The sequence below is a fragment of the Ruania zhangjianzhongii genome, assembly GCF_008000995.1.
GTDB classification, from domain to species: Bacteria; Actinomycetota; Actinomycetes; order Actinomycetales; family Beutenbergiaceae; genus Ruania; species Ruania zhangjianzhongii.
The window spans coordinates 2584363-2604601 of record NZ_CP042828.1 but is presented as its reverse complement, the minus strand read 5'-3'; the positions used below and the strand labels follow the sequence as shown (position 1 = coordinate 2604601).

The 20239-nt window shown below is 68.7% G+C and carries 19 protein-coding genes; 10 read left to right on the top strand and 9 right to left on the bottom strand.

Annotation, left to right across the window (positions count from 1 at the left end):
- Positions 1 to 211: 211 nt before the first annotated feature.
- A complete protein-coding gene (locus FU260_RS12115) occupies positions 212 to 799 on the bottom strand; it encodes a TetR family transcriptional regulator (RefSeq protein WP_147917297.1) in 588 nt (195 codons plus the stop codon).
- A 55-nt stretch (positions 800 to 854) separates the two neighbouring features.
- Between FU260_RS12115 and FU260_RS12110 the strand changes: the two genes are divergently transcribed.
- The 5 genes from FU260_RS12110 (at position 855) to FU260_RS12090 (ending at position 6848) form a co-directional block, all read left to right on the top strand.
- Positions 855 to 1733, top strand: coding sequence for an SDR family NAD(P)-dependent oxidoreductase (locus FU260_RS12110; RefSeq protein ID WP_328593004.1), 879 nt, complete (start codon positions 855 to 857; stop codon positions 1731 to 1733).
- Between the two features lie 64 nt (positions 1734 to 1797).
- Entirely contained in the window at positions 1798 to 2454 is a 657-nt protein-coding gene (locus FU260_RS12105) for a hypothetical protein (protein WP_147917295.1), read from the top strand.
- Between the two features lie 111 nt (positions 2455 to 2565).
- Positions 2566 to 4383 (top strand): AMP-dependent synthetase/ligase, encoded by a 1818-nt coding sequence (locus FU260_RS12100; RefSeq protein ID WP_147917294.1) that lies wholly within the window; start codon positions 2566 to 2568, stop codon positions 4381 to 4383.
- Between the two features lie 347 nt (positions 4384 to 4730).
- Positions 4731 to 6506 (top strand): DEDD exonuclease domain-containing protein, encoded by a 1776-nt coding sequence (locus FU260_RS12095; RefSeq protein WP_147917293.1) that lies wholly within the window; start codon positions 4731 to 4733, stop codon positions 6504 to 6506.
- Between the two features lie 60 nt (positions 6507 to 6566).
- On the top strand, positions 6567 to 6848 hold the full coding sequence (locus FU260_RS12090; protein WP_147917292.1) for an Lrp/AsnC family transcriptional regulator: 282 nt from the start codon (positions 6567 to 6569) through the stop codon (positions 6846 to 6848).
- A gap of 208 nt (positions 6849 to 7056) precedes the next feature.
- Here the strand turns inward: FU260_RS12090 and trpD are convergent, their stop codons facing one another.
- Positions 7057 to 8121, bottom strand: a complete 1065-nt coding sequence (trpD, locus tag FU260_RS12085; RefSeq protein ID WP_147917291.1) for an anthranilate phosphoribosyltransferase — start codon at positions 8119 to 8121, stop codon at positions 7057 to 7059.
- Positions 8122 to 8124: 3 nt separating this feature from the next.
- Positions 8125 to 8562, bottom strand: coding sequence for a response regulator transcription factor (locus tag FU260_RS12080; RefSeq protein WP_235912320.1), 438 nt, complete (start codon positions 8560 to 8562; stop codon positions 8125 to 8127).
- Between the two features lie 258 nt (positions 8563 to 8820).
- Between FU260_RS12080 and ctaE the strand changes: the two genes are divergently transcribed.
- The 5 genes from ctaE to FU260_RS12055 all read left to right on the top strand — a co-directional run bounded on the left by ctaE (position 8821) and on the right by FU260_RS12055 (position 13745).
- Complete coding sequence (gene ctaE, locus FU260_RS12075) at positions 8821 to 9471, top strand: aa3-type cytochrome oxidase subunit III (RefSeq protein ID WP_147917290.1); 651 nt, start codon at positions 8821 to 8823, stop codon at positions 9469 to 9471.
- Positions 9472 to 9521: 50 nt separating this feature from the next.
- Positions 9522 to 10301 (top strand): cytochrome bc1 complex diheme cytochrome c subunit, encoded by a 780-nt coding sequence (gene qcrC / locus FU260_RS12070; RefSeq protein ID WP_147917289.1) that lies wholly within the window; start codon positions 9522 to 9524, stop codon positions 10299 to 10301.
- A 2-nt stretch (positions 10302 to 10303) separates the two neighbouring features.
- Entirely contained in the window at positions 10304 to 11326 is a 1023-nt protein-coding gene (gene qcrA / locus FU260_RS12065) for a cytochrome bc1 complex Rieske iron-sulfur subunit (RefSeq protein ID WP_168211936.1), read from the top strand.
- Complete coding sequence (qcrB, locus tag FU260_RS12060) at positions 11323 to 13002, top strand: cytochrome bc1 complex cytochrome b subunit (RefSeq protein ID WP_147917287.1); 1680 nt, start codon at positions 11323 to 11325, stop codon at positions 13000 to 13002. The genes qcrA and qcrB overlap by 4 nt, the downstream gene beginning before the upstream one ends.
- Positions 13003 to 13133: 131 nt before the next feature.
- Complete coding sequence (locus FU260_RS12055) at positions 13134 to 13745, top strand: superoxide dismutase (RefSeq protein ID WP_147917286.1); 612 nt, start codon at positions 13134 to 13136, stop codon at positions 13743 to 13745.
- Between the two features lie 456 nt (positions 13746 to 14201).
- Here FU260_RS12055 and FU260_RS12050 read toward each other — a convergent pair whose 3' ends face one another.
- From FU260_RS12050 to FU260_RS23600, 6 genes are all read right to left on the bottom strand, one after another.
- Positions 14202 to 14669, bottom strand: coding sequence for a cytochrome c oxidase subunit 4 (locus tag FU260_RS12050; RefSeq protein ID WP_328593003.1), 468 nt, complete (start codon positions 14667 to 14669; stop codon positions 14202 to 14204).
- Positions 14666 to 16420, bottom strand: a complete 1755-nt coding sequence (ctaD, locus tag FU260_RS12045; RefSeq protein ID WP_147917285.1) for an aa3-type cytochrome oxidase subunit I — start codon at positions 16418 to 16420, stop codon at positions 14666 to 14668. The genes FU260_RS12050 and ctaD overlap by 4 nt, the downstream gene beginning before the upstream one ends.
- A complete protein-coding gene (gene ctaC, locus FU260_RS12040) occupies positions 16420 to 17304 on the bottom strand; it encodes an aa3-type cytochrome oxidase subunit II (protein ID WP_459565298.1) in 885 nt (294 codons plus the stop codon). The genes ctaD and ctaC overlap by 1 nt, the downstream gene beginning before the upstream one ends.
- Positions 17305 to 17487: 183 nt before the next feature.
- Complete coding sequence (locus tag FU260_RS24475; RefSeq protein WP_147917283.1) at positions 17488 to 18492, bottom strand: FKBP-type peptidyl-prolyl cis-trans isomerase; 1005 nt, start codon at positions 18490 to 18492, stop codon at positions 17488 to 17490.
- A 124-nt stretch (positions 18493 to 18616) separates the two neighbouring features.
- A complete protein-coding gene (gene erpA / locus FU260_RS12030) occupies positions 18617 to 18976 on the bottom strand; it encodes an iron-sulfur cluster insertion protein ErpA (protein WP_147917282.1) in 360 nt (119 codons plus the stop codon).
- Positions 18977 to 19089: 113 nt separating this feature from the next.
- Complete coding sequence (locus FU260_RS23600; protein ID WP_168211763.1) at positions 19090 to 20196, bottom strand: glycerate kinase; 1107 nt, start codon at positions 20194 to 20196, stop codon at positions 19090 to 19092.
- Positions 20197 to 20239: the final 43 nt, after the last annotated feature.

Genomic DNA, 20239 nt, shown 5'->3' with positions numbered 1-20239 from the left:
GTGACCGGCCACCTCAGCGGCGCGCCCAGCGCGGGGCGGCGCTCCGTTGCCGGGGTGGCGAAGGGCGTCGGGTAGCTGGTCAGCGGCCGTGGCTCGGATCTAGGGCGTCCGTCAACGACGAGTCGCGCGGGAAGTCCACCTCAGTCTTCAGGAGCGGTCGGTGCTTCGATCCGGACGGCGATGACGCGCGCCTGGGACTGCTGGCCAGCACTCACGAACGCACTGCCCGGGTGGCACGCTGATAGAGGTCTCTGAGATCGAGGGACCCGTTGCTTCTCGCCCACACCTTCCCCGCCGCATCGAGGCACGCTATGGCGCTGGCGACGATGGCGGCGGCGGCCGCATCGTCGGGGTCGTCCGGATCCATGGCCAGCCGCTTTCGGATGTTCGGCTCGAGGAGTTCGTGCCACTGCAGGTGCTTCTCGACGTTGCGGGCACGCAGGGAAGGCGTGCTGTACATCATTTGCGCGATCTTCAGTGCAACGCCCGACTCCTCCTGAAGGCTCTCCGTCTCCCATATCGCCTGATCCAGCGCTTCCCACGGTGCGACGCTGAGCGGTACTGCCTCCAGTGCGTCACGTACTACTGCGCCCTGTCCGGCGAGGTCCCCCAGCACCACGTCTTCTTTGGTCCCGAAGTACCGGAAGAAGGACCGGCGCGAGATGCCGGCCGCAGAGACGATCTCATCGATCGTGACGTTGTCGAACCCATGCTCGAGGAACAGCGCCATCGCCACCTGTGTGATCTCCGCATACGCAGCGCGCCGCGACCGCGCCCACAGACCCTCCGCTGCACTCATCTCGTCCACCGTACACTCAACGCCACTGTGGCACTGAGTGCCACAGTGGCATAGGATGCACTCATTCGCCGTCGATCACCGCCAGGGAGTTGCCATGTCGTACCAGGGCTACCGTCAGCACACCGTCCTCATCACGGGCGCAAGTTCAGGCATCGGAGCGTCGTTTGCTCGCTCCCTGGCTGCACGGGGTGCGAGCCTTGTGCTGGTGGCACGCCGCCGTGATCGCCTCGAGGAACTCGCCGCTGAGCTACGAGCAGATCATGATGTCGCCGTGCTTGCGGTATCGGTCGACCTTGCCTCTCCCGCTGCGGTAGCCACGATTCTCGACGCGCTGCGGACCGCCCACGTCTCGGTGACTGCCCTGATCAACAACGCGGGCTTCGGCACGTTCGGCGAGTTTGGATCCGAAGAGCCCGCAAGGCTAGCGCAGGAGATTGCCGTGGACGTGTCAGCCCCGGTGCAGCTCAGTCATGCCTTCCTGCCCGAGATCGTGACTCGGCATGGATTCCTGATCAACGTGGCCAGTATGGCTGCGTACACCCCGACCCCTCGGATGGCTGTCTACGGCGCATCGAAGGCCTTCGTGCTCAGTTTCACCGAATCGCTCTGGGCCGAGACCCAAGGGACCGGTGCGGCCGTCTTCGCCCTGTCGCCGGGAGCGACGAGCACCGAGTTCAACGCCGTGGTCGGCACCGAGGACGCCACAGCAGGCGCGAAGCCGCGCACACCCGAGGCCGTCGTGCTCACTGCGCTCGCACATCTGGAGAGCCGGAACCCAGGGCCCAGCGTGATCGACGGCGCGGCAAACCGCTTCACCGCCACGGCGATCCGATTCGCAAGCCGCCGAACGACAGCACGAATGATGCACTGGGTGACCGATCCGGCACGCCGGGCCGGTCTGCCGAAGGCGGCCGCCACCCCGGAGCGCGGCTAGCCGGCCGGCGACCATCGCCCGGGCAGCGATGCGTGGATAGCCGCATCCCCCGTACAGTGGCCCCATGGCCGGTGGAAGTCCCGAGGAGGGCGAGTCGCGCCCCGGGCGCCGCGAGCCCACGGACGCCGACGTCGAGCGGGAGTGGGAGCGGATCACTGCGGGGTTGTCCGATCTGGCCCAGCTCGACACCCGGCCCGGTGCCGAGAACGATCCGGACGAGAGCGATCCCGATGACCCCGCCGCCGGTGTGCCGGGGACGACAGCGACCGCTCCTGCCCCCGGTGACCCGGAGACGCCCCGAATCTTCCCCGCCTACGGTGGCCGCTCCCCGAGCACCTCCGATCCCGGTGACCTCGCTGACTTCGGACGCCGACCGCCGTCGTCGGCCCGGCCACAGCCGCCCACGCTGGGGGACATCCCGCCGGGCTCCGCCAGCGCGGGACCGCGTGACTACGAGATGCCCGACGATGAGGAGGACGAGGGCTACATCCCGCCCGAGCCGCCTCCGATCGGCGCCACCGACCCGTTGCCCACGCTTGCCTGGCTGATGGCCCTGGGCGGCCCGATCCTCACCGTCTTGTTGCTGATCTTCTGGACCACCGCGCCCGGCTGGCTGTACCTGTCCGCCGTCGGCGCCTCGCTGGCCGGGTGGCTCGTGCTGTTCTGGCGGATGCCGAAGGGGCGCAGCGACTCCGGGGACGACAACGGCGCTGTCCTCTGAGTCCCGGGCACCTGGCACGTGGCGGCAACTCGCCGCCGAACCGCACTGAGCACGGCTTCTGCCCGGATAGGCTGTGCCCAGCCCCTCCCGACCTGCCGAAGGAGCCAGACCATGTCGCAGACCGAGACCCCGTTACTGGTCGAGACTCCCGATGAGCTGTCCATTCCCGACCTCTTGATCGACTGGGCTGCCAAGGAACCGCAGCGAGTGCTGATGGAGATTCCGGACGGCGACGCCTGGTCCCCGATCACCGCAGCACAGCTGCACGAGAGGGTGCTCGGCCTGGCCCGCGGCCTGATCGCCTCCGGGGTGGGCCCTGGTGACAGGGTGGCGATCATGTCTCGCACCCGCGCGGAGTGGACGATCGCGGACCTCGCGATCTGGTACGCCGGGGCGGTCACCGTACCGGTCTACGAGACCTCCTCGGTCGAGCAGACTGCGTGGATCCTCGAGGACTCCGGCACTGACCGGGTGTTCGTGGAGAACGCCGGCCACGCCGCGACCGTGTCCGAGGCGGCGCAGCAGGTAGGGCGCGAGATCCCGGTCTGGGTGATCGACGACGGCGCGCTGGACGAGCTGACCTCATCCGGCGCCGACGTCACCGAGGAGCAGGTGCGGGAGCGCTACGACGCGCTGCGCCTCAGCGACCTGGCCACGGTGATCTATACCTCCGGCACCACCGGCAGGCCGAAAGGCGTGGAGCTCACCCACAGCAACTTCGTGGAGCTGACCAGGAACGCGCAGGCCGCACTGGGTTCGCAGATCCTGCACGATCAGGCCCGCACCCTGCTGTTCATGCCGCTCGCGCACGTGTTCGCGCGGTTCGTGTCCATCCTCACCCTCTGCTGCGGAGTGCCGATCGGGCACGTCTCGGACACCACCACGCTGCTGCCGAACATCGCCACGTTCAAGCCCACCTTCATCCTCTCCGTACCGCGCGTGTTCGAGAAGGTGTACAACTCCTCCGAGCAGAAGGCCGCTGCCGGCGGCAAGGTGAAGATCTTCCGCTGGGCCGCCAAGGTCTCCGGGGACTATTCCCGCTCCCTGGACGACGGCGGTCCAGGCCTTGGCCTGCGCCTCCAGTACGCGTTGGCGGACAAGCTGGTGCTGCACAAGATCCGCGAGGCGCTCGGCGGTCAGGCGGAGTACGCCATCTCCGGTGGGGCGCCCCTGGGCGAACGGCTCGGACACTTCTTCCGCGGCGTCGGGGTGCGGGTCCTCGAGGGGTACGGCCTGACCGAGACCACCGCGCCGGTGACCGTGAACGTGCCGGAGCGGTCCAAGATCGGCACGGTGGGGCCCCCGCTGCCCGGGGTCAGCATCAAGATCGCCGAGGACACCGAGATCCTCACCCGGGGCATCGCGAACTTCCGTGGTTACCACGACAACCCCGAGGCCGACGCGGAGTCGATCACCGACGGCTGGTTCCACACCGGTGACCTCGGCGAGCTCGACGCGGACGGCTACCTGAAGATCACGGGTCGGAAGAAGGAGCTCATCGTCACCGCTGCCGGGAAGAATGTGCAGCCCTCGGTGCTCGAGGACCGGATCCGTGCATACCCGCTGGTGAGCCAGTGCGTGGTGGTCGGCGACCAGCGCCCGTTCGTGGCCGCGCTGATCACCTTGGATACAGAGATGTTGCCGACCTGGCTGTCCAACCAGGGGTTGCCCGAGATGAGCGTGACCGAGGCGGCCGCACACCCGCAGGTGCAGGAGGGGTTGCAGGGGGCGATCGACCGGGCCAACCGGGCCGTCTCCCGCGCCGAATCGATCCGCAAGTACGAGGTGCTCGACGAGGACTTCACCCTGGACGACTACCTGACGCCGAAGCTGAGTGTGAAGCGCAACCTGGTGCTGCGCGACTTCGCCGACCGGATCGACACCCTGTACGAGAAGGCGGCCGCGGAGCGGGCCTCCGAGCAGCACTAGGTGTAGGTCGGGGGTGCCGGTGGTGCCCCACGGGCGCGCGGGGTGCCGGTGGTGCCACGGGCGCCGGGTGCCGGGGGTACCACGGGCGCCGCGCGTGGGGTGCCGGTGGTGCCACGGGCGCCGGGCGCGGCCACCCGGCTGATCTGGGCGCCACCTGCCCCTGGTGCACGCGCCCACCGCCCAACCCGCCCGCCACCTGCCCCGCGACTGGCCAAAGTCCGTTGCCCGGATCGCCACCGGACAACGGATTTTGACCAGTCGGCGCCAGTGTGGCCTGGTGCGCTCCCGGCGGGGCCTCGGCGCGGGGCGCGCGAGAATGTCGGTGCCCGCGGCTAGCGTGAGCCGAGATGCGCGCCAGCCTGTTCACTGCGGCCCGCCCCGGTGGCCGGATCGACCGGCCGGATGCCGGTGCGGGCGCTATCGGCCTCCCCCAGCAGCTGGGCTTCGACGAGATCGGCACTCCTCTGTTCGACGCCACCTTCGTGGTGGTGGACCTGGAAACTACCGGCGGCTCGGCCAACGAGTCCGCGATCACCGAGATCGGCGCGGTGAAGGTCCGCGGCGGGGAGACCGTCGGGGAGTTCCAGACCCTAGTCAACCCCGGCGTAGGTATCCCGCCGACGATCACCCTGCTCACCGGGATCACGAATGCCATGGTGCTGCCGGCGCCGCGCATCTCTACCGTGCTGCCGGCGTTCCTGGAGTTCGTCGGCGATGCCGTGCTGGTAGCACACAACGCCCGCTTCGACGTGGGGTTCCTGAAGGCGAACGCCGCCCGGCTCGATCTCCCCTGGCCCCGGCCGATGGTGGTGGACACCTTGGCGCTGGCCCGCCGGGTGGTCACCCGGGACGAGGCGCCCAACCACAAGCTCGGCACCCTGGCGGCGCTGTTCCGCACCGAGGTGACACCTGACCACCGGGCCCTGACCGACGCCCGGGCCACGGTGGACGTGTTGCACGGGCTGTTCGCCCGGATGTCCTCGCTCGGGCTCACCCACGTCGAGGACCTCGCCACGGCGTCCGATCCTGTTCCGCCGGCGCGACGGCGGAAGGCCACCCTGGCGGACGATCTGCCCACCTGCCCTGGGGTGTACCTGTTCCTCGGTCCTCGCCAGGAGGTGCTCTACGTCGGCACCGCCACCAACCTGCGCCGGCGGGTGCGCAGCTACTTCACCGCCGCGGAGAAGCGCGCCCGGATCGGCGAGATGGTCGATCTGGCGACGGCGGTCAAGCCGATCCCGTGTGCCACGGCGCTGGAAGCTGCCGTGCGGGAACTGCGCGCGATCGCCGAGCACGATCCGCGCTACAACCGTCGATCGAAGGCACCCGGCCGGCGGCCCTGGGTACGGCTGACCGCTGAGGCCTACCCGCGTCTCTCCGTGGCGCGCTCCGCGCCGCAGGTCGATGGCGGTGCGGCGATCGGTCCCTTTCCCTCGCGTGCTTCTGCTGCCCTAGCGGTGGAGGCGATGGTCGCGGCTACCGGTCTGCGCACCTGCACCGGCAGCCTTCCCCGCATTCCGAAGCCCCAAGCAAATGCCTGCATTCTGCTCGAGCTGGGCCGCTGTTCGGCTCCGTGCGTGCATCCGGACACCGACTACGGTGACCGGGTGCTGCGCGCCGAACAGGTCCTCGGTGGCAACGCCGATGCCGTGGTGCAGACGATGACGGCGACGATCTCCCGGCTCAGCGCCCAGGAACGCTTCGAGGAGGCTGCCGTGCGCCGGGACCAGCTGCTTGCCTACCTGCGCATTGCCGCCCGCGCCGAGCGCCTCGACCCGCTTCGGCGGGCCCGGCAGATCCTCGCCGCCCGGCGGGCCGACGGCGGCGGTTGGGAGATCCTGCTGGTCCGGTACGGCCGGTTCGCCGGGACCGCCGTGTCCCCGCCCGGGCGCTCACCGATGCCGGTGGTGGACTCGCTCCGCGAGACCGGCGCGCAGGTGCAGCCGGGCCAGACCCGGGCCGGGGCGGCCAGCGACGAGGAGACTGCCTTGCTCGCGGACTGGTTGGAACGTCCGGGTACTCGCCTGATCGAGACTGACCTGGACGGGGCGGATGGGCCTGGCTGGTCGCTACCGGTGCGGGGTGCCGGCCGGCACCTGGACCGTCTCAGCCCGCGGCCGTAGGCTCTCGGGCACGGCATGATGGACCTATCTGACCCGCCGTTCGTCCCCGAGGGAGCCGCCATGATTACCGCGATCGTTCTCATCGACACCGAAGCCGACAGCATTCCGGAAGTCGCCGGCCAAGTAGCCGAGCTGCCCGGGGTGACTGAGGCGTTCTCGGTGACCGGTGATGTGGACCTGATCGCGGTGGTGCGGGTGAGCCAGCACGAAGACCTGGCCGGGGTGATCGCCGACCGGATCAGCAAGATCGACGGCGTGGTCCGCACCCAGACCTACATCGCGTTCCAGACCTATTCCCGGCACGACCTGGACGCAGCCTTCGCCCTCGGTCTGGACGACTGAGGCGCCCGGTCGCGGGTACGGCCCGGTCACGAGTACCCGACGGTGACTGGGGACGGCACGCCCGATCGCGAGTACAGCGGGCCCGATCGCGAGTACCCGGCGCGCCCGGGGCCGGCGCGCCCGGTCGTTACTCCGCTCGGCCGGTCGATACCGCGGAGCACGAATCACCGACACCAGTAACGAGTGAATCGATTCACGACGTGGTGCGCTAGGCAGCCTGCGAGGCAGCCACCCACGCCTGCAGCGTGGCCGCTGCGGCGCCGTCGTCGATCGATCGGCGGGCGTGCTCCAACCCGGCGAGCAGCCGATCGGTGAGCGGACCGGTGGTGGTGCCGTCCAGCCGGGCGTGCGCGACCAGCGCAGCGGCAGCATTCAGCAGCACCGTGTCCCGGATCGCGCCCTCGGCGCCGGCGAGCACGTCCCGGGTCACCTGCGCGTTATGTGCTGGATCCGCGCCGCGCAGGTCCTCCAGCGTGGCCCGGGGCAGGCCGAACACCTCGGCAGGGTCCAGCAGGTGCTCGGCGATCTCCGGGCCGCCGGCCTCGGTCACCTCCCAGATCCGCACCGGCGCGGTGGTGGCCATCTCGTCCAGACCGTCCTCGCTGCGGAACACCAGGGTGGAGTTCGCGCGATCGGCGAACACTCCGGCCACCAGGGGGGCCATCCGCGGATCGGCCACGCCGATAGCGCTGGCGCGCGGGCGCGCCGGGTTCGTCAGTGGGCCGAGGATGTTGAACGCCGTCGCCACCCCGAGCTCGCGTCGGGTCGCTGCCGCGTGCCGGAAGCTGGGGTGATAGGCGTTCGCGAACAGGAAGGTGATACCCGCGCTCTGCACCACCTGCGCCGACTCCTCCGGCGGCAGGTCCAGGCGTACTCCGAGCGCCTCCAGCACGTCCGCTGAGCCACTGGCCGAGGAGGAGGCCCGGTTGCCGTGCTTGACCACAGTCGTCCCAGTGCCGGCCACCACCAACGCCGCCATCGTCGAGAGGTTGACACTCCGGTGCCGGTCTCCCCCGGTGCCGACGATGTCCACAGCGTCCCGATCGACGTCGATCGGCACCGCATGGGCCACCATCGCATCCGCGAGGCCGCGCACCTCGGGCACGGTCTCTCCTTTTGCCCGCAGGGCCACCAGGAAGCCGCCCAGCGCGATCGGGTGAGAGTTGCCAGACATCACCTGGTCCATCGCCCAGCTGGTCTCGTCCGGGGCCAGGTCGCCCCCACCGATCAGCCGGGTGATCAGGTCAGGCCAGGTCACCTCGCCGGTCGCCATGGCTCACCGGCGCCGGATCATGTCGGCCATCGTCTCCTGCAGCTCGATCGGGTCCAGCGGCATCGAGACCACGGCGTCCGCCTCGGACCAGGCCGCCAACCAGGCGTCCTGTGCGCGGGCGATCAACAGCAGCACCGGCGGGCACTGGTAGACCTCCGATTTCAGGGTCCGGCACAGCCCCATCCCGCCGAGCTTGGCGGCCTCCGCGTCGAGCACCACCAGGTCGTACTCCCGGTTGGTCACGTAGTCGACGACGGCGGCCGGCGTGGCGGCCTCGTGCCAGCGGATCTTCGGGGTGTCGAAGGAGGCACGCCGGCCCACCCCGGTCAGGACCTGCTCCCGGGTCGTGACGTCGTCGCTGTAGAGCAGCACCGACACCGGTTCCTGCTCGGTCTGCTCACCCTTGGGCGCCATGGCGTCCTCCCGAACTACCGCGGTCATCGTGTTCCTTCCGGCCCGCGGCATGGCGCGCGGGTTACGCCGTCGACTCCACCTGCATCCTAGCCGCCTGGCACGAGGTGTTCTGCAGGCCAGAGGCCGCCCGCACGAGGTCGAGGTGACGCCGCCGATCCGAACGTCACCACCCACGCCCGGCGGAAGGCGGCGGGTCGATGGTTTTACCGCGTCGGGACACCGAAAAGTGACAACACGGCGAGCAGAAGGTGCCCATCACCGCCGAAGAACCGCCATAATGACATCGTGTCGTCTGCAACCTCTGCTCCCAGTACCCCTCACCTGGCGGTCAACCGACCGAATCTGACCCAGGTCGGCACCATCGTCTGGCTCTCTTCGGAGCTGATGTTCTTCGCGGGTCTGTTCGCGATGTACTTCACCCACCAGGCAGTCGCCGGCCCCGAGGTCTGGTCGGCCGGATATGACCACCTGAACGTCACCTTCTCCGCGATCAACACCCTGGTGCTGGTGCTCAGCTCGGTGACCTGCCAGCTGGGGGTGTGGGCCGCTGAGGAGTTCCGCAAGGTGCGCTCCGGGCCGATCTGGCAGGTGACCCGATGGGGGATGCAGGAGTGGTTCATCCTGACCTTCCTGATGGGTTCGTTCTTCGTCGCCGGGCAGGTCTTCGAGTACGCCGAACTGGCCCACGAGGGTCTGACCATCGCTAACTCCAGCTACGGCTCGGTGTTCTTCATCCCGACCGGCTTCCACGGCCTGCACGTGCTCGGCGGGTTGATCGCGTTCCTGTTCGTGCTGCTGCGCTCGTTCTCCGCACACCGCTTCGGTGAGCGGGACGCCACGTTCGCACTCGTGGTCTCCTACTACTGGCACTTCGTCGACGCCGTCTGGATCGTGCTGTTCGGCACGATCTACCTGCTCCCGCTGCTGCAGCTGTAGCTCCCTCCCCGGTAACTGTCCGTCCCCACCTGATTTGAGGATTCGTAGAAGTGAAGGCTTTAGCCGCAGGCAGACGGCACCGGTTGGCGCCAGTCGTCCTGATGACGCTGGCGCTGTTGTTCACCGGTGTGCTGTACGCCGCCCTGGCGCCCTCCCCGGCTCAGGCCGAGACGGCCAGCGCTGGTGACGTCGAAGCCGGTGAGCGGTTGTTCATCGCGAACTGTTCCACCTGCCACGGGTTGAACGCTGAGGGAGCCGGCACCGCCCCGTCGCTGATCGGCGTGGGCGCCGCCTCCGTGCACTTCCAGATCACCACCGGCCGGATGCCGATGGATGCGAACCAGCCCCAGGCCGAGGCCAAGCCTCCGCAGCTGGACGAGGAGCAGGCGCTGCAGGTGGCTGCGTACATCTCGTCCCTCGGCCCCGGCCCGGGCATCCCGAGCGAGCAGCAGGTCGATCCCGCGCTGGGTGACCCGACCCTCGGCGGTCAGCTGTTCCGCACCAACTGCGCGATGTGCCACAACGCCGTCGGTGCCGGCGGTGCGCTGACCAACGGCAAGCATGCGCCCGCGTTGTACGACTCCACGCCCACCGAGATCTTCGAGGCGATGCTGACCGGACCGCAGTCGATGCCGGTCTTCAACAACGCCAACCTCACCGAGGATGAGAAGCGCGACGTCATCGCGTACCTGATGGAGCAGCGTGAGCCGGCTCCCGGTGGCTTCTCGCTCGGTTCGCTCGGCCCGGTGTCCGAGGGCCTGTGGGCCTTCGCCGTCGGGATGGGCCTGCTGATCGGCTTCGCCGTGTGGATCGGAGCGCGGTCGTCGTGACCATCGAGCAGCACAAGGAACCCGATCCGGCCCACCCGGAGCGTTTCGAGAATCCGGGCTTGCCGCCGCACCGGCCGCGGCTCGGCGATGGGGACCCGAAGGCGAACAAGCGCTCCGAGCGCCAGGTCGTCGTCCTGTTCGTGATCTCCATCCTGGCCACCATCGCCGGGATCTGGGGCTACTTCGCCTTCCCGGTGGACGGCACCGACGCCGGTAACGTCCGGATGTCCACCCTGGTGATCGGGCTTGGCCTGGGCCTCGGCGCGCTCGGCATCGGTGTGGCCGCGGTGCACTGGGCGAAGAGCCTGATGAACGACCACGAGAAGGTCGAGGAGCGCCACCCCCAGCGGGGAGACGACGCCGCCCGGGCCGAAGCCGTGGACATCATGACCGAGGGCGTCGCGGACTCCAGCATCGCCCGCCGACCGATGCTCAAGGGTGCTCTCGGCACCGCGGTGGCGATCGCACCGCTGGCCTTCCTGGTACCGCTGGTGGGCAACCTCGGCGCCGACTGGAACGTGTCGAAGTTCCGGTACACCGCGTGGGCCTCCGCTCCGGGCGGCGGTCGCCGCTACCTGGCGACCGACCCGACCGACCGGCGGATCAAGGCCTCCGACGTCACCCGCGGCTCGATGGTGCACGTCCAGCCGTGGCGGTTGGAGGATGAACCGCACTTCCTCGAGGAGAAGACCAAGGCGATCGTCATCCTGATGCGCCTGGACCCGGGTCTGCTCAAGGAGCCGGAAGAGAAGAAGGACTGGTCCTACGACGGGATCGTCGCGTACTCCAAGGTGTGCACCCACGTGGGCTGTCCGGTGGCGCTGTACGAGCAGCAGACCCACCACGTGCTCTGCCCGTGTCACCAGTCCACCTTTGACATCACCGACCAGGCCAAGGTGATTTTCGGCCCGGCGAAACGGCCGCTGCCCCAGCTGCCGATCGCCGTCGACGAGGACGGTTACCTCTACGCGCAGAGTGACTTCACCGAGCCTGTCGGACCGAGCTATTGGGAGCAGCAGAAATGAGCGCCGGAACTGACGCGCCCGCGCAGAAGCCGGATCCGCGGCTCGCCGCCACCGCCGACTTCCTCGACACACGCGTAGGTATCTCCAAGATCGTCAAGGAGTTCGCCCGGAAGATCTTCCCGGACCACTGGTCCTTCCTGCTCGGCGAGATCGCGCTGTACAGCTTCATCGTGCTGCTGATCTCCGGCACGTTCCTGACCATGTTCTTCGTGCCGAGCATGGCGCACACGACCTACCCCGAGGACGCACTGCCGGTCACCATGCAGGGGCTGGGGATGTCCGAGGCGTTCGCCTCCACGTTGGACATCTCGTTCCACGTGCGCGGTGGGTTGCTGATGCGGCAGATCCACCACTGGGCCGCGTTGCTGTTCGTCGGCTCGATGGTCATCCACATGCTGCGGAACTTCTTCACCGGCGCGTTCCGCCGGCCCCGCGAGCTGAACTGGCTGGTTGGGTTCCTGCTGCTGATCATGGGCCTGCTCGCCGGGTTCTCCGGCTACTCCCTGCCGGACGACGTGCTCTCCGGGAACGGCCTGCGGATCGCCGACGGTGTGCTCCGGGCCATCCCGATCATCGGCAGCTACGGCAGCTACGGCCTCTTCGGCGGTGAGTTCCCGGGAACGGATATCATTCCGCGGCTGTTTACCGTGCATATCCTGCTGGTCCCGGCGTTGATCCTCGCGCTGATCGCCGTGCACCTGTTCCTGGTGGTCTGGCACAAGCACACCCAGTACCCCGGTCCGGGCCGGACCGAGAAGAACGTGGTCGGTTTCCCGTTGTTCCCGGTGTACACCGCCAAGGCCGGTGGCTTCTTCTTCATCGTGTTCGGCGTGATCGCCCTGATGGGGGCCACGATGAGCATCAACTCGGTGTGGGCGTACGGACCGTATGACCCCTCGATCGTCGGCGCCGGGGCGCAGCCGGACTGGTACATGCTCTTCCTCGAGGGCTCCCTGCGGCTGATGCCCGGCTGGGAGTTCGTGATCGGGGGCTACACGCTGTCGCTGAACATCCTCGTCCCGGGTGTGGTGATACCGGGGCTGCTGTTCACTTTCCTGGCGCTGTACCCGTTCATCGAGGGGGCGGTCACCAAGGACAGAGGTGAGCACCACCTGCTGGACCGGCCACGCAACGCCGCCACTCGCACCGCCCTCGGTGCGGGCTTCCTGAGCATCTGGTTCGTGCTGATCGGCGCCGGTTCGAACGACCTGATCTCCACGCACTTCAACGTCTCGCTGAACCTGATCACCTGGATCTTCCGGATCCTGTTCTTCGTGCTCCCGGTGGTCACGTTCATGATCACCCGGCGGATCTGCTACGGCCTGCAGCGCAAGGACCGTGAGCTCGCCCTGCACGGGCACGAGACCGGCCGGGTGGTGCGGTTCGCCTCCGGGGAGTTCATCGAGGTGCACAAGCCGCTGGACTCCTACGAGCGGTGGGTGCTGGTCAGCCATCACTCCCCCGCCCCGCTGGAGATCGAGCCGGCCGAGGACGCCAACGGTGTGGCTCGGCCCGGGTTCGAGAAGGACAAGCGCCGGCGGCGGCTGTCCCAGTTCTTCTACGAGGACCGGATCGAGCCGGTCACCCCGGCCGAGCTGGCAGCGGCGCAGTCCCACGGGGAGCACGATCAGCTCGAGGGATCTGAGACGGAACAGCTTGAAGCGCGCACCCACTGAGAACGTGCCTAAAGTGGGGGTGACACTAACCCTCCGGCAGGCGATCGGATTCTGATCCGTGCCGGTGAGCACGGCGGGCGCAGACTGCGTGGCCGTGCAGCAGCAAGGCCACGACGACTGGGAGGAACCCGATGGCGCAGTACACGCTTCCTGACCTGCCTTACGACTACGCGGCGCTCGAGCCGCACATCTCCGGCAAGATCATGCAGCTTCACCATGACAAGCACCACAACACCTACGTGCAGGGTGCGAACGCCGCGCTGGAGAAGCTTGAGGCTGCGCGCGACAGCGGTGATCTGGCCGCGGTGAACCTGCTGGAGAAGAACCTCGCGTTCAACCTCGGTGGGCACATCAACCACACCATCTTCTGGAACAACCTCTCCCCCGACGGCGGCGGTCAGCCGGACGGTGAGCTCGCCGCAGCGGTGAAGGAGTTCTTCGGCTCCTTCGAGGCGTTCCAGGCGCACTTCACGGCCAACGCCACCGGCATCCAGGGCTCGGGCTGGTCGGTGCTCGGCTGGGACAGCCTGGGCCAGCGCCTGGCGATCTTCCAGCTCTTCGACCAGCAGGCGAACGTGCCGGTGTCGATCACCCCGCTGCTGATGCTGGACATGTGGGAGCACGCGTTCTACCTGGACTACCTGAACGTCAAGGCGGACTACGTCAAGGCGTTCTGGAACATCGCCAACTGGCAGGACGTGGCTGCCCGCTTCGAGAAGGCTCGCGCGCACAGCACCGTCTGACGCCGCCACCCTCGGGCGCCTCGGCCACGCTGAGCGCTCTCACGGCCCCTGTACCGACTCGTCGGTGCGGGGGCCGAGGTGTGTCCGCAGGGTGCACCGAACGTCCGCTGGTGCGGCGTGGGCAGATGCCAGTCGTTCGGGAGAGCGGTGGAGGACGCCGGCGGGCGGTTGGTCCGCCGGACGTGGGTGGGCCAACCGCATTCCGCCGACGGCGCAGCTCGCGTGGCATAAGGTCTCGCCCCAGGCGTAGGGGCGCACAGGGCGCACTCCCCTGACGGCGCAGCTCGCGTGGCTTAGTCCGCTCACCCGGCGCTGAGCTGAGCGCGCCCCCATCGAACTGCCCCAGATGCGCAAGGCCGTCGTCCGACACTGCGCATCTGGGGCAACTCGAACCGGGCACCCGGTGGGCGGGCGTCGCCTCGTTGCCCGACTCGCGCCGGACGGACCAGTGGTGGCTCAGTGCGCGTGCGGGCCGCGGCTGTACTCGAGCACGTGGCCGACCAGTCCGCCCAGGCCGATCACGAAGCCGATGCCGGTCAGCCACCAGCCGGCGGCGGCGCCGAGGAACGCGAAGGTCACCCCGAGCCCGATCACCAGCGGCCACCAGCTCCACGGGGAGAACGTGCCGTACTCGCCGGCGCCCTCGGCCACTTCGGCCACCGGGTTGTCCTCGGGACGTGGGTCGATCCGCCGGCTGACCAGCATCAGGTAGAACCCGGTGAGCCCCCACAGGCCCACGCACAGCAGCAGGACGGTTGAGCCGACCGGCTCCCAGGAGGACCAGAACCCGTAGATGAGGAACACCGGCAGGAAGAAGGCCACCAGGGCGATGAAGAAGATCGCCTCCGGCCGCATCGGCTTGTACGGGTCGGTCCGCGGGTGGTGGGACTTGGTCTGCCGCGGGGCGCGCACCTTGACGCTCATCGGTCCTTCCTTTCCGACGAGCTGCTCGGCTCGCCGCCCATCAGCGCCGGCTCAGGCTCGGCGTGGTCCAGCGCCGCCACCTCGGGGTGGTGCAGGTCGAAGGCTGGGCGTTCCGAACGCACCCGTGGCAAGGTGACGAAGTTGTGCCGCGGCGGTGGACAGGAGGTCGCCCACTCGAGCGAGTTGGCGTGACCCCACGGATCGTCCACGGTGACCTTGGGCGCGTGCCGCCAGGTCTTGTACACGTTCCACAGGAACGGCAGCGTGGACACCGCCAGCAGTACCGCGGAGACCGTGGACAGCTGGTTCATCCAGACGAAGTCCGGTTCCGGCAGATAGTCCGGGATCCGGCGCTGCATCCCCATCACGCCGAGCCAGTGCTGGATCAGGAACGTGCCGTGGAAGCCGAAGAACAGCATCCAGAAGTGCACCTTGCCCAGCCGGTCGTCGAGCATCTTCCCGGTGAACTTCGGCCACCAGAAGTAGAACCCGGCAAACATCGCGAACACGACCGTGCCGAACACCACGTAGTGGAAGTGCGCCACCACGAAGTAGGTGTCGGTGACGTGGAAATCCAGCGGCGGGCTGGCCAGGATCACACCGGTCAGACCACCGAACAGGAACGTCACCAGGAAGCCGATCGACCAGAGCATCGGCGACTGGAACGTCAGCTTCCCGCGCCACATCGTGCCCACCCAGTTGAAGAACTTCACCCCGGTCGGCACCGCGATCAGCATCGTCATCACCGAGAAGAACGGCAGCAGCACCGGACCGGTGGAGTACATGTGGTGCGCCCACACCGTGGTGGACAGTCCGGCGATCGAGATGGTCGCGATCACCAAGCCGAGATAGCCGAACACGGGCTTGCGGGAGAACACCGGCAGGATCTCGGTGATAATGCCGAAGAACGGCAACGCGATGATATAGACCTCTGGATGGCCGAAGAACCAGAACAGGTGTTGCCAGAGCATCACTCCCCCGTTGCTCGCGGCAAAGATTTGCGAGCCGAGGATACGGTCGGAGGCCAGACCGAACAGAGCAGAGGCCAGCACCGGGAACGCCATCAGTGCGAGCACCGAGGTGAGCAGGATGTTCCAGGTGAAGATCGGCATCCGGAACATCGTCATCCCAGGCATGCGCATGCACAGGATGGTGGTGATGAAGTTGACCGAGGCGAAGATCGTGCCGAACCCGGTCATCGCCAGACCCATCACCCACAGGTCGCCGCCGAGGCCGGCGCTGTAGGTGGCATCCGCGAGCGGGGCATACCCGGTCCAGCCGAAGCTGGCGGCGCCGCGCGGGGTGAGGAACCCGGCCACAGCCATCAGCCCACCGAACAGGAACAGCCAGTAGGCGAACATGTTCAGCCGGGGGAAGGCCACGTCCGGGGCACCGATCTGCAGCGGCACCAGGACGTTGCCGAACCCGACGAACAGCGGGGTCGCGAACAGCAGCAGCATGATCGTGCCGTGCATCGTGAACAGCTGGTTGAACTGCTCGGAGCTGTTCACGATCTGCACGCCCGGTTCGAACAGCTCGGCGCGGATCAGCAGCGCGAGCACACCGCCGACGCAGAAGAACAGGAACGAGGTGATCAGATACAGGTAGCCGATCGTCTTGTGGTCGGTCGTGGTGATCCACGAGACCACCGTGCGGCCCAACGTCCGCCGCTCATCACGCAGACCCGGGATCGTGGATTGCTCCGCCGTGGTCTCCGTGATCTCCGGTGCGGCATCGTCCTGGACTGCCATCAGTCGTCAGCTCCCTCGACAGTCGTGGGGTCGGGCACGTCGGCGGCGTTCTGCCGGTCCAGCTCCGAACCCAGCTCACCGGTCTGACCGGCGTCTCGCAACTCAGTCATTCGCTGCTCGTACTCCTGCGCCGAGACCACCTCGACGTTGAACAGCATGTTGCCGTGGTACTCACCGCACAGCTCGGCGCACTTACCGAGGTAGGTGCCCTCCTCGCCGGGGGTGATGATGAACTCGTTCTCCACACCGGGCAGCAGGTCCTCCTTGTACAGGAAGGCCGGCACCCAGAAGGAGTGCGCCACGTCGCGGCTGCGCAGCTGGATCTCCACGGTCTGGTCGACCGGGAGGTACAGCGTCGGCAGGTCACCGGCCGGGGCCATCGTGCCGTCCAGCTCAGCGGGCGTGCCCGCGTCCCAGACGTCCTCGTCCTCGTAGACGAAGTCCCAGCTCCACTGGCGTCCGTACACGGTCACATGCACGTCCGGCTCGACGTCCGGGTTGGTGATCTCCTCCTGGAGGGTGGCGGTGTAGTAGAACAGCACGCCGACCATCACGATCGGGACGAACGTGTAGAGCAGCTCCAACGGCAGGTGGTAACGCAGCTGCACCGGGAGACGGTTGTCGTCCTTGCGCTTGCGGTAGACGATCACGCACCAGATGATCAGTGCCCACATCAGGACGCCGATCGCCAGGGCAGCGATCCAGGACCCGGTCCAGAGGTTGAGGATCCCCTCGGTGTGCTCGGTGATGCCGGGGTCGGAGGGCATCCACCCACGAGCCACCCGCTCGGTAGAACAGCCGCTCAGGACGAGAGCCGCGAGGAGCCCGACTCCGCCGAGGGTCGCAGCGCGGCGCCTCCTGGATCGGGAAGAGGGCGATGGCACGATCTTCAAGCCTTCCAACGTCTCACCAACTTAGGTCCCGATTCGTCTGCACCCGCGTACCTCCAACGGCATCCGCGCGCATCCGCACCGGTCAGGCCCTACCCTATCCCGAACCGGGCCCTCCGGCCGCCAGGACGCACCCGGAAGTCGCCCCGATCGGGACGGTTCCGCCGCGGGGTGGGACTAGGCCGCGCCCAGCACATCCACGACGTAGGCAGTCGCCGGCTGTTGCTCGTTGCCAGGGACCAGGAGAAGGACTCGCGATCCCACCGGAATGTCCACCACGGCGTCCACGATCGAGCCCTGACCGGCAGCCGCCGCGAACGGGCCGGTGCCCTCTGCGGAGTCGCTCGGCCAGCTGCTGCCCTGCATCGACCCGTCCCACGAGTCCACGGCGTAGGCGAGGGCCACCTGATCGCCGGCGGCGACCGGGTCACCGCTGCCCTCGGCCAGGGTGATCACCTCCAGCTCGGCCGGTTCCTCAGCGTCTTCCGGGATGGTCACGGTGGCCGGCTCCCCCAGCTCACCAGCGACCTCCACCGGCAGTTCTGCGGCCTCCGTCTGCACCGTCGCGTCCTCCTGGCCGGTCATGTCCGGGTTGTAGGTCTCCACCACGTCGACGACGAACACGATCGTGTCCTCGGCACCGATCCCGGCTTGCGGGTTGCCGCCGCTGGGTCCGTAGCCCAGGTCGGGCGGGATGGAGATCAGCAGTCGCGAGCCGACCGGGTGCTCCGGGATGCCCTCGGTCCAGCCCTGCACCACACCACTGAGGGAGAACATGGACGCCGCACCGCGGCTGTAGGAGTCGTCGAACGTGGTGTCGCCGCCCCAGACGATCCCGGCGTAGTGGGCGAGCACTGCCGCACCGGGCTGCACCATCGGCCCGTCGCCCTCGCTGAGCACCTCCACCTGCAGGTCCGCCGGCGGTGCGGACTCGGGGAAGGTGAACTCGGGGGCGTCGCCGAACTCCCCGGTGGCCTCCGGCAGTGCCGTCCCGGCCTCGCCCGAACCGTCCCCCGCCCCCTCTGCCTCGCCGGCGCCATCGGCCGACGCCTCCGCGCTCGGGGACTCGCTGCCTGCCGGGCCGGTCGGGTCCGGCCCTGGATCCTCGGAGCCGCAACCCGCCACCAGAGCGGCGCAGGTGAGGGTGGCCAGCAGGCCGGGCAGAAGTCGGGTTCGGATCACGTGGTCTCTCGTCTCGTTACGGGTGCGGCGCCGGGGCCGCCGTGGTCGGACACACCACGGCCGCGCCGCTCGGCGAGGAGCGACGCGGCCGTGGTGATGCTCTGTGTGGGTCGCCGCGGGCGGCTCAGTGGAAGGAGTCGCCGCAGGCGCAGGATCCGCCGGCGTTCGGGTTGTCGATGGTGAAGCCCTGCTTCTCGATCGTGTCGGCGAAGTCGATGGTGGCGCCGGCCAGGTAGGGGACGCTCATCTTGTCCACGATCACCTCGACACCTTCGTAGTCGCGGACCGCGTCACCGTCGAGCATGCGCTCGTCGAAGTAGAGCTGGTAGATCAGGCCGGAACAGCCACCCGGCTGCACAGCGACGCGCAGCCGCAGGTCGTCGCGGCCCTCCTGGTTGAGCAGCGCCTTGACCTTGCCGGCGGCGAGGTCGGTCAGGGCGACTTCGTGACTGAGCTCCTCAGTGGGGGTGGTGGTCTGCGACATCTGTATCTCCGAGGCTCGTTCGCACCGGCGGGCCGGTCTCTTCGCCAGGGGTGAACACGCGCCGGGCCGGGATTGTTCCGCCGGCTGGTGAACCTGACATCTCCCAGACTACGTCACTGCGCCCAGGTCTTCACGATCCGCACGCCGCGCGCCCGCAAGGCGGTCAACGGATCCGGCGACGGCGGAGCCTGGCTGCCCGGCATCCTCGCCTCGATCACGGGGTAGGTCGCGGAGATCCCCACCCGGGCACCGTCGCGCCGGGAGGTGTGCACCTCCCACCCGATCGCCACCACGGGCAGCCCGACCTCCATCGCGCTCTGGCCGACGACCGCCGGCACCCCGTCGTGCATCGCGTCGCCGTCCAGAGCCGGTGCCGCGGTGATCACCAGATCGGCCTCGGCCACCGCCTCGGCCAGGCCTACCTCGGCGGCCACCAGCTCCGTACCGGGCAGTAGCCGGGCGCCGAGCAGGGCGAGGGCGAAGCCCGCTCCCCCGCCGGCGCCAGAATGCGGAGCCCGTCCGGGGCGCGGTGCCCGGTCGCCGGTGAGCAGGCTGTGCCGCACAGTGCCGGCATCGGCCCGCTCCCAGGCGGAGACCTGCTCGCCCACCCGGTTCTCCGCTCGTTGCGCGATCGTCGCGTCCAGGCCGGGATACCGGGCCAGCGCCGCACCGGCACCATGCAGTCCGAGCAGTGGCAGGTCGGTGCCCGCGGCGACGTCGATCTGCAGTCCCGCCACACCGTTCCGCAGCGCGGTCAGCGTGTCCGCGGACGGTTCGGCTGAGCACCCGAAGGCCTCGGCGAGACGGGAGAGCACGCCTGCTCCGCCGTCGTGCATCGCGGTGGCCCCCAGGCCCAGGACCATCCGGGTGGCCCCGGCCTGCTGGGCTGCCAACAGCAGCTCGGCGACCGGCGCCGTGCTGCCCAGCAGACCGTGGGCGTCCGGCTGTGGAGCCCCGGCCAGCACCGGTCCGGCCTCCAGGAACGCCGTGCGCTCGACGAGCAGCATCTCAGCAACCGCGTGCGGACCGCGGACTGCTACCGGGTGCGTCGTCCCACCCTTGGCTGCCGAGACGGCGTCGATCAGGCCGGTCGCGCCGGTGCCCAGTGGCATCTCCCGCACCTGGTGCCCGGCTTCCCGCCAGGGTGCGGCCAGCGCGGCTGCAGTGTCCACCGCCGAGAGCATCGGGGCGATGGACTCGGGAGCGATCAGCACGTGCATGCCCCCATCCTCCCCCACTCGCACGGTGGCGGCGGCTGTGGCA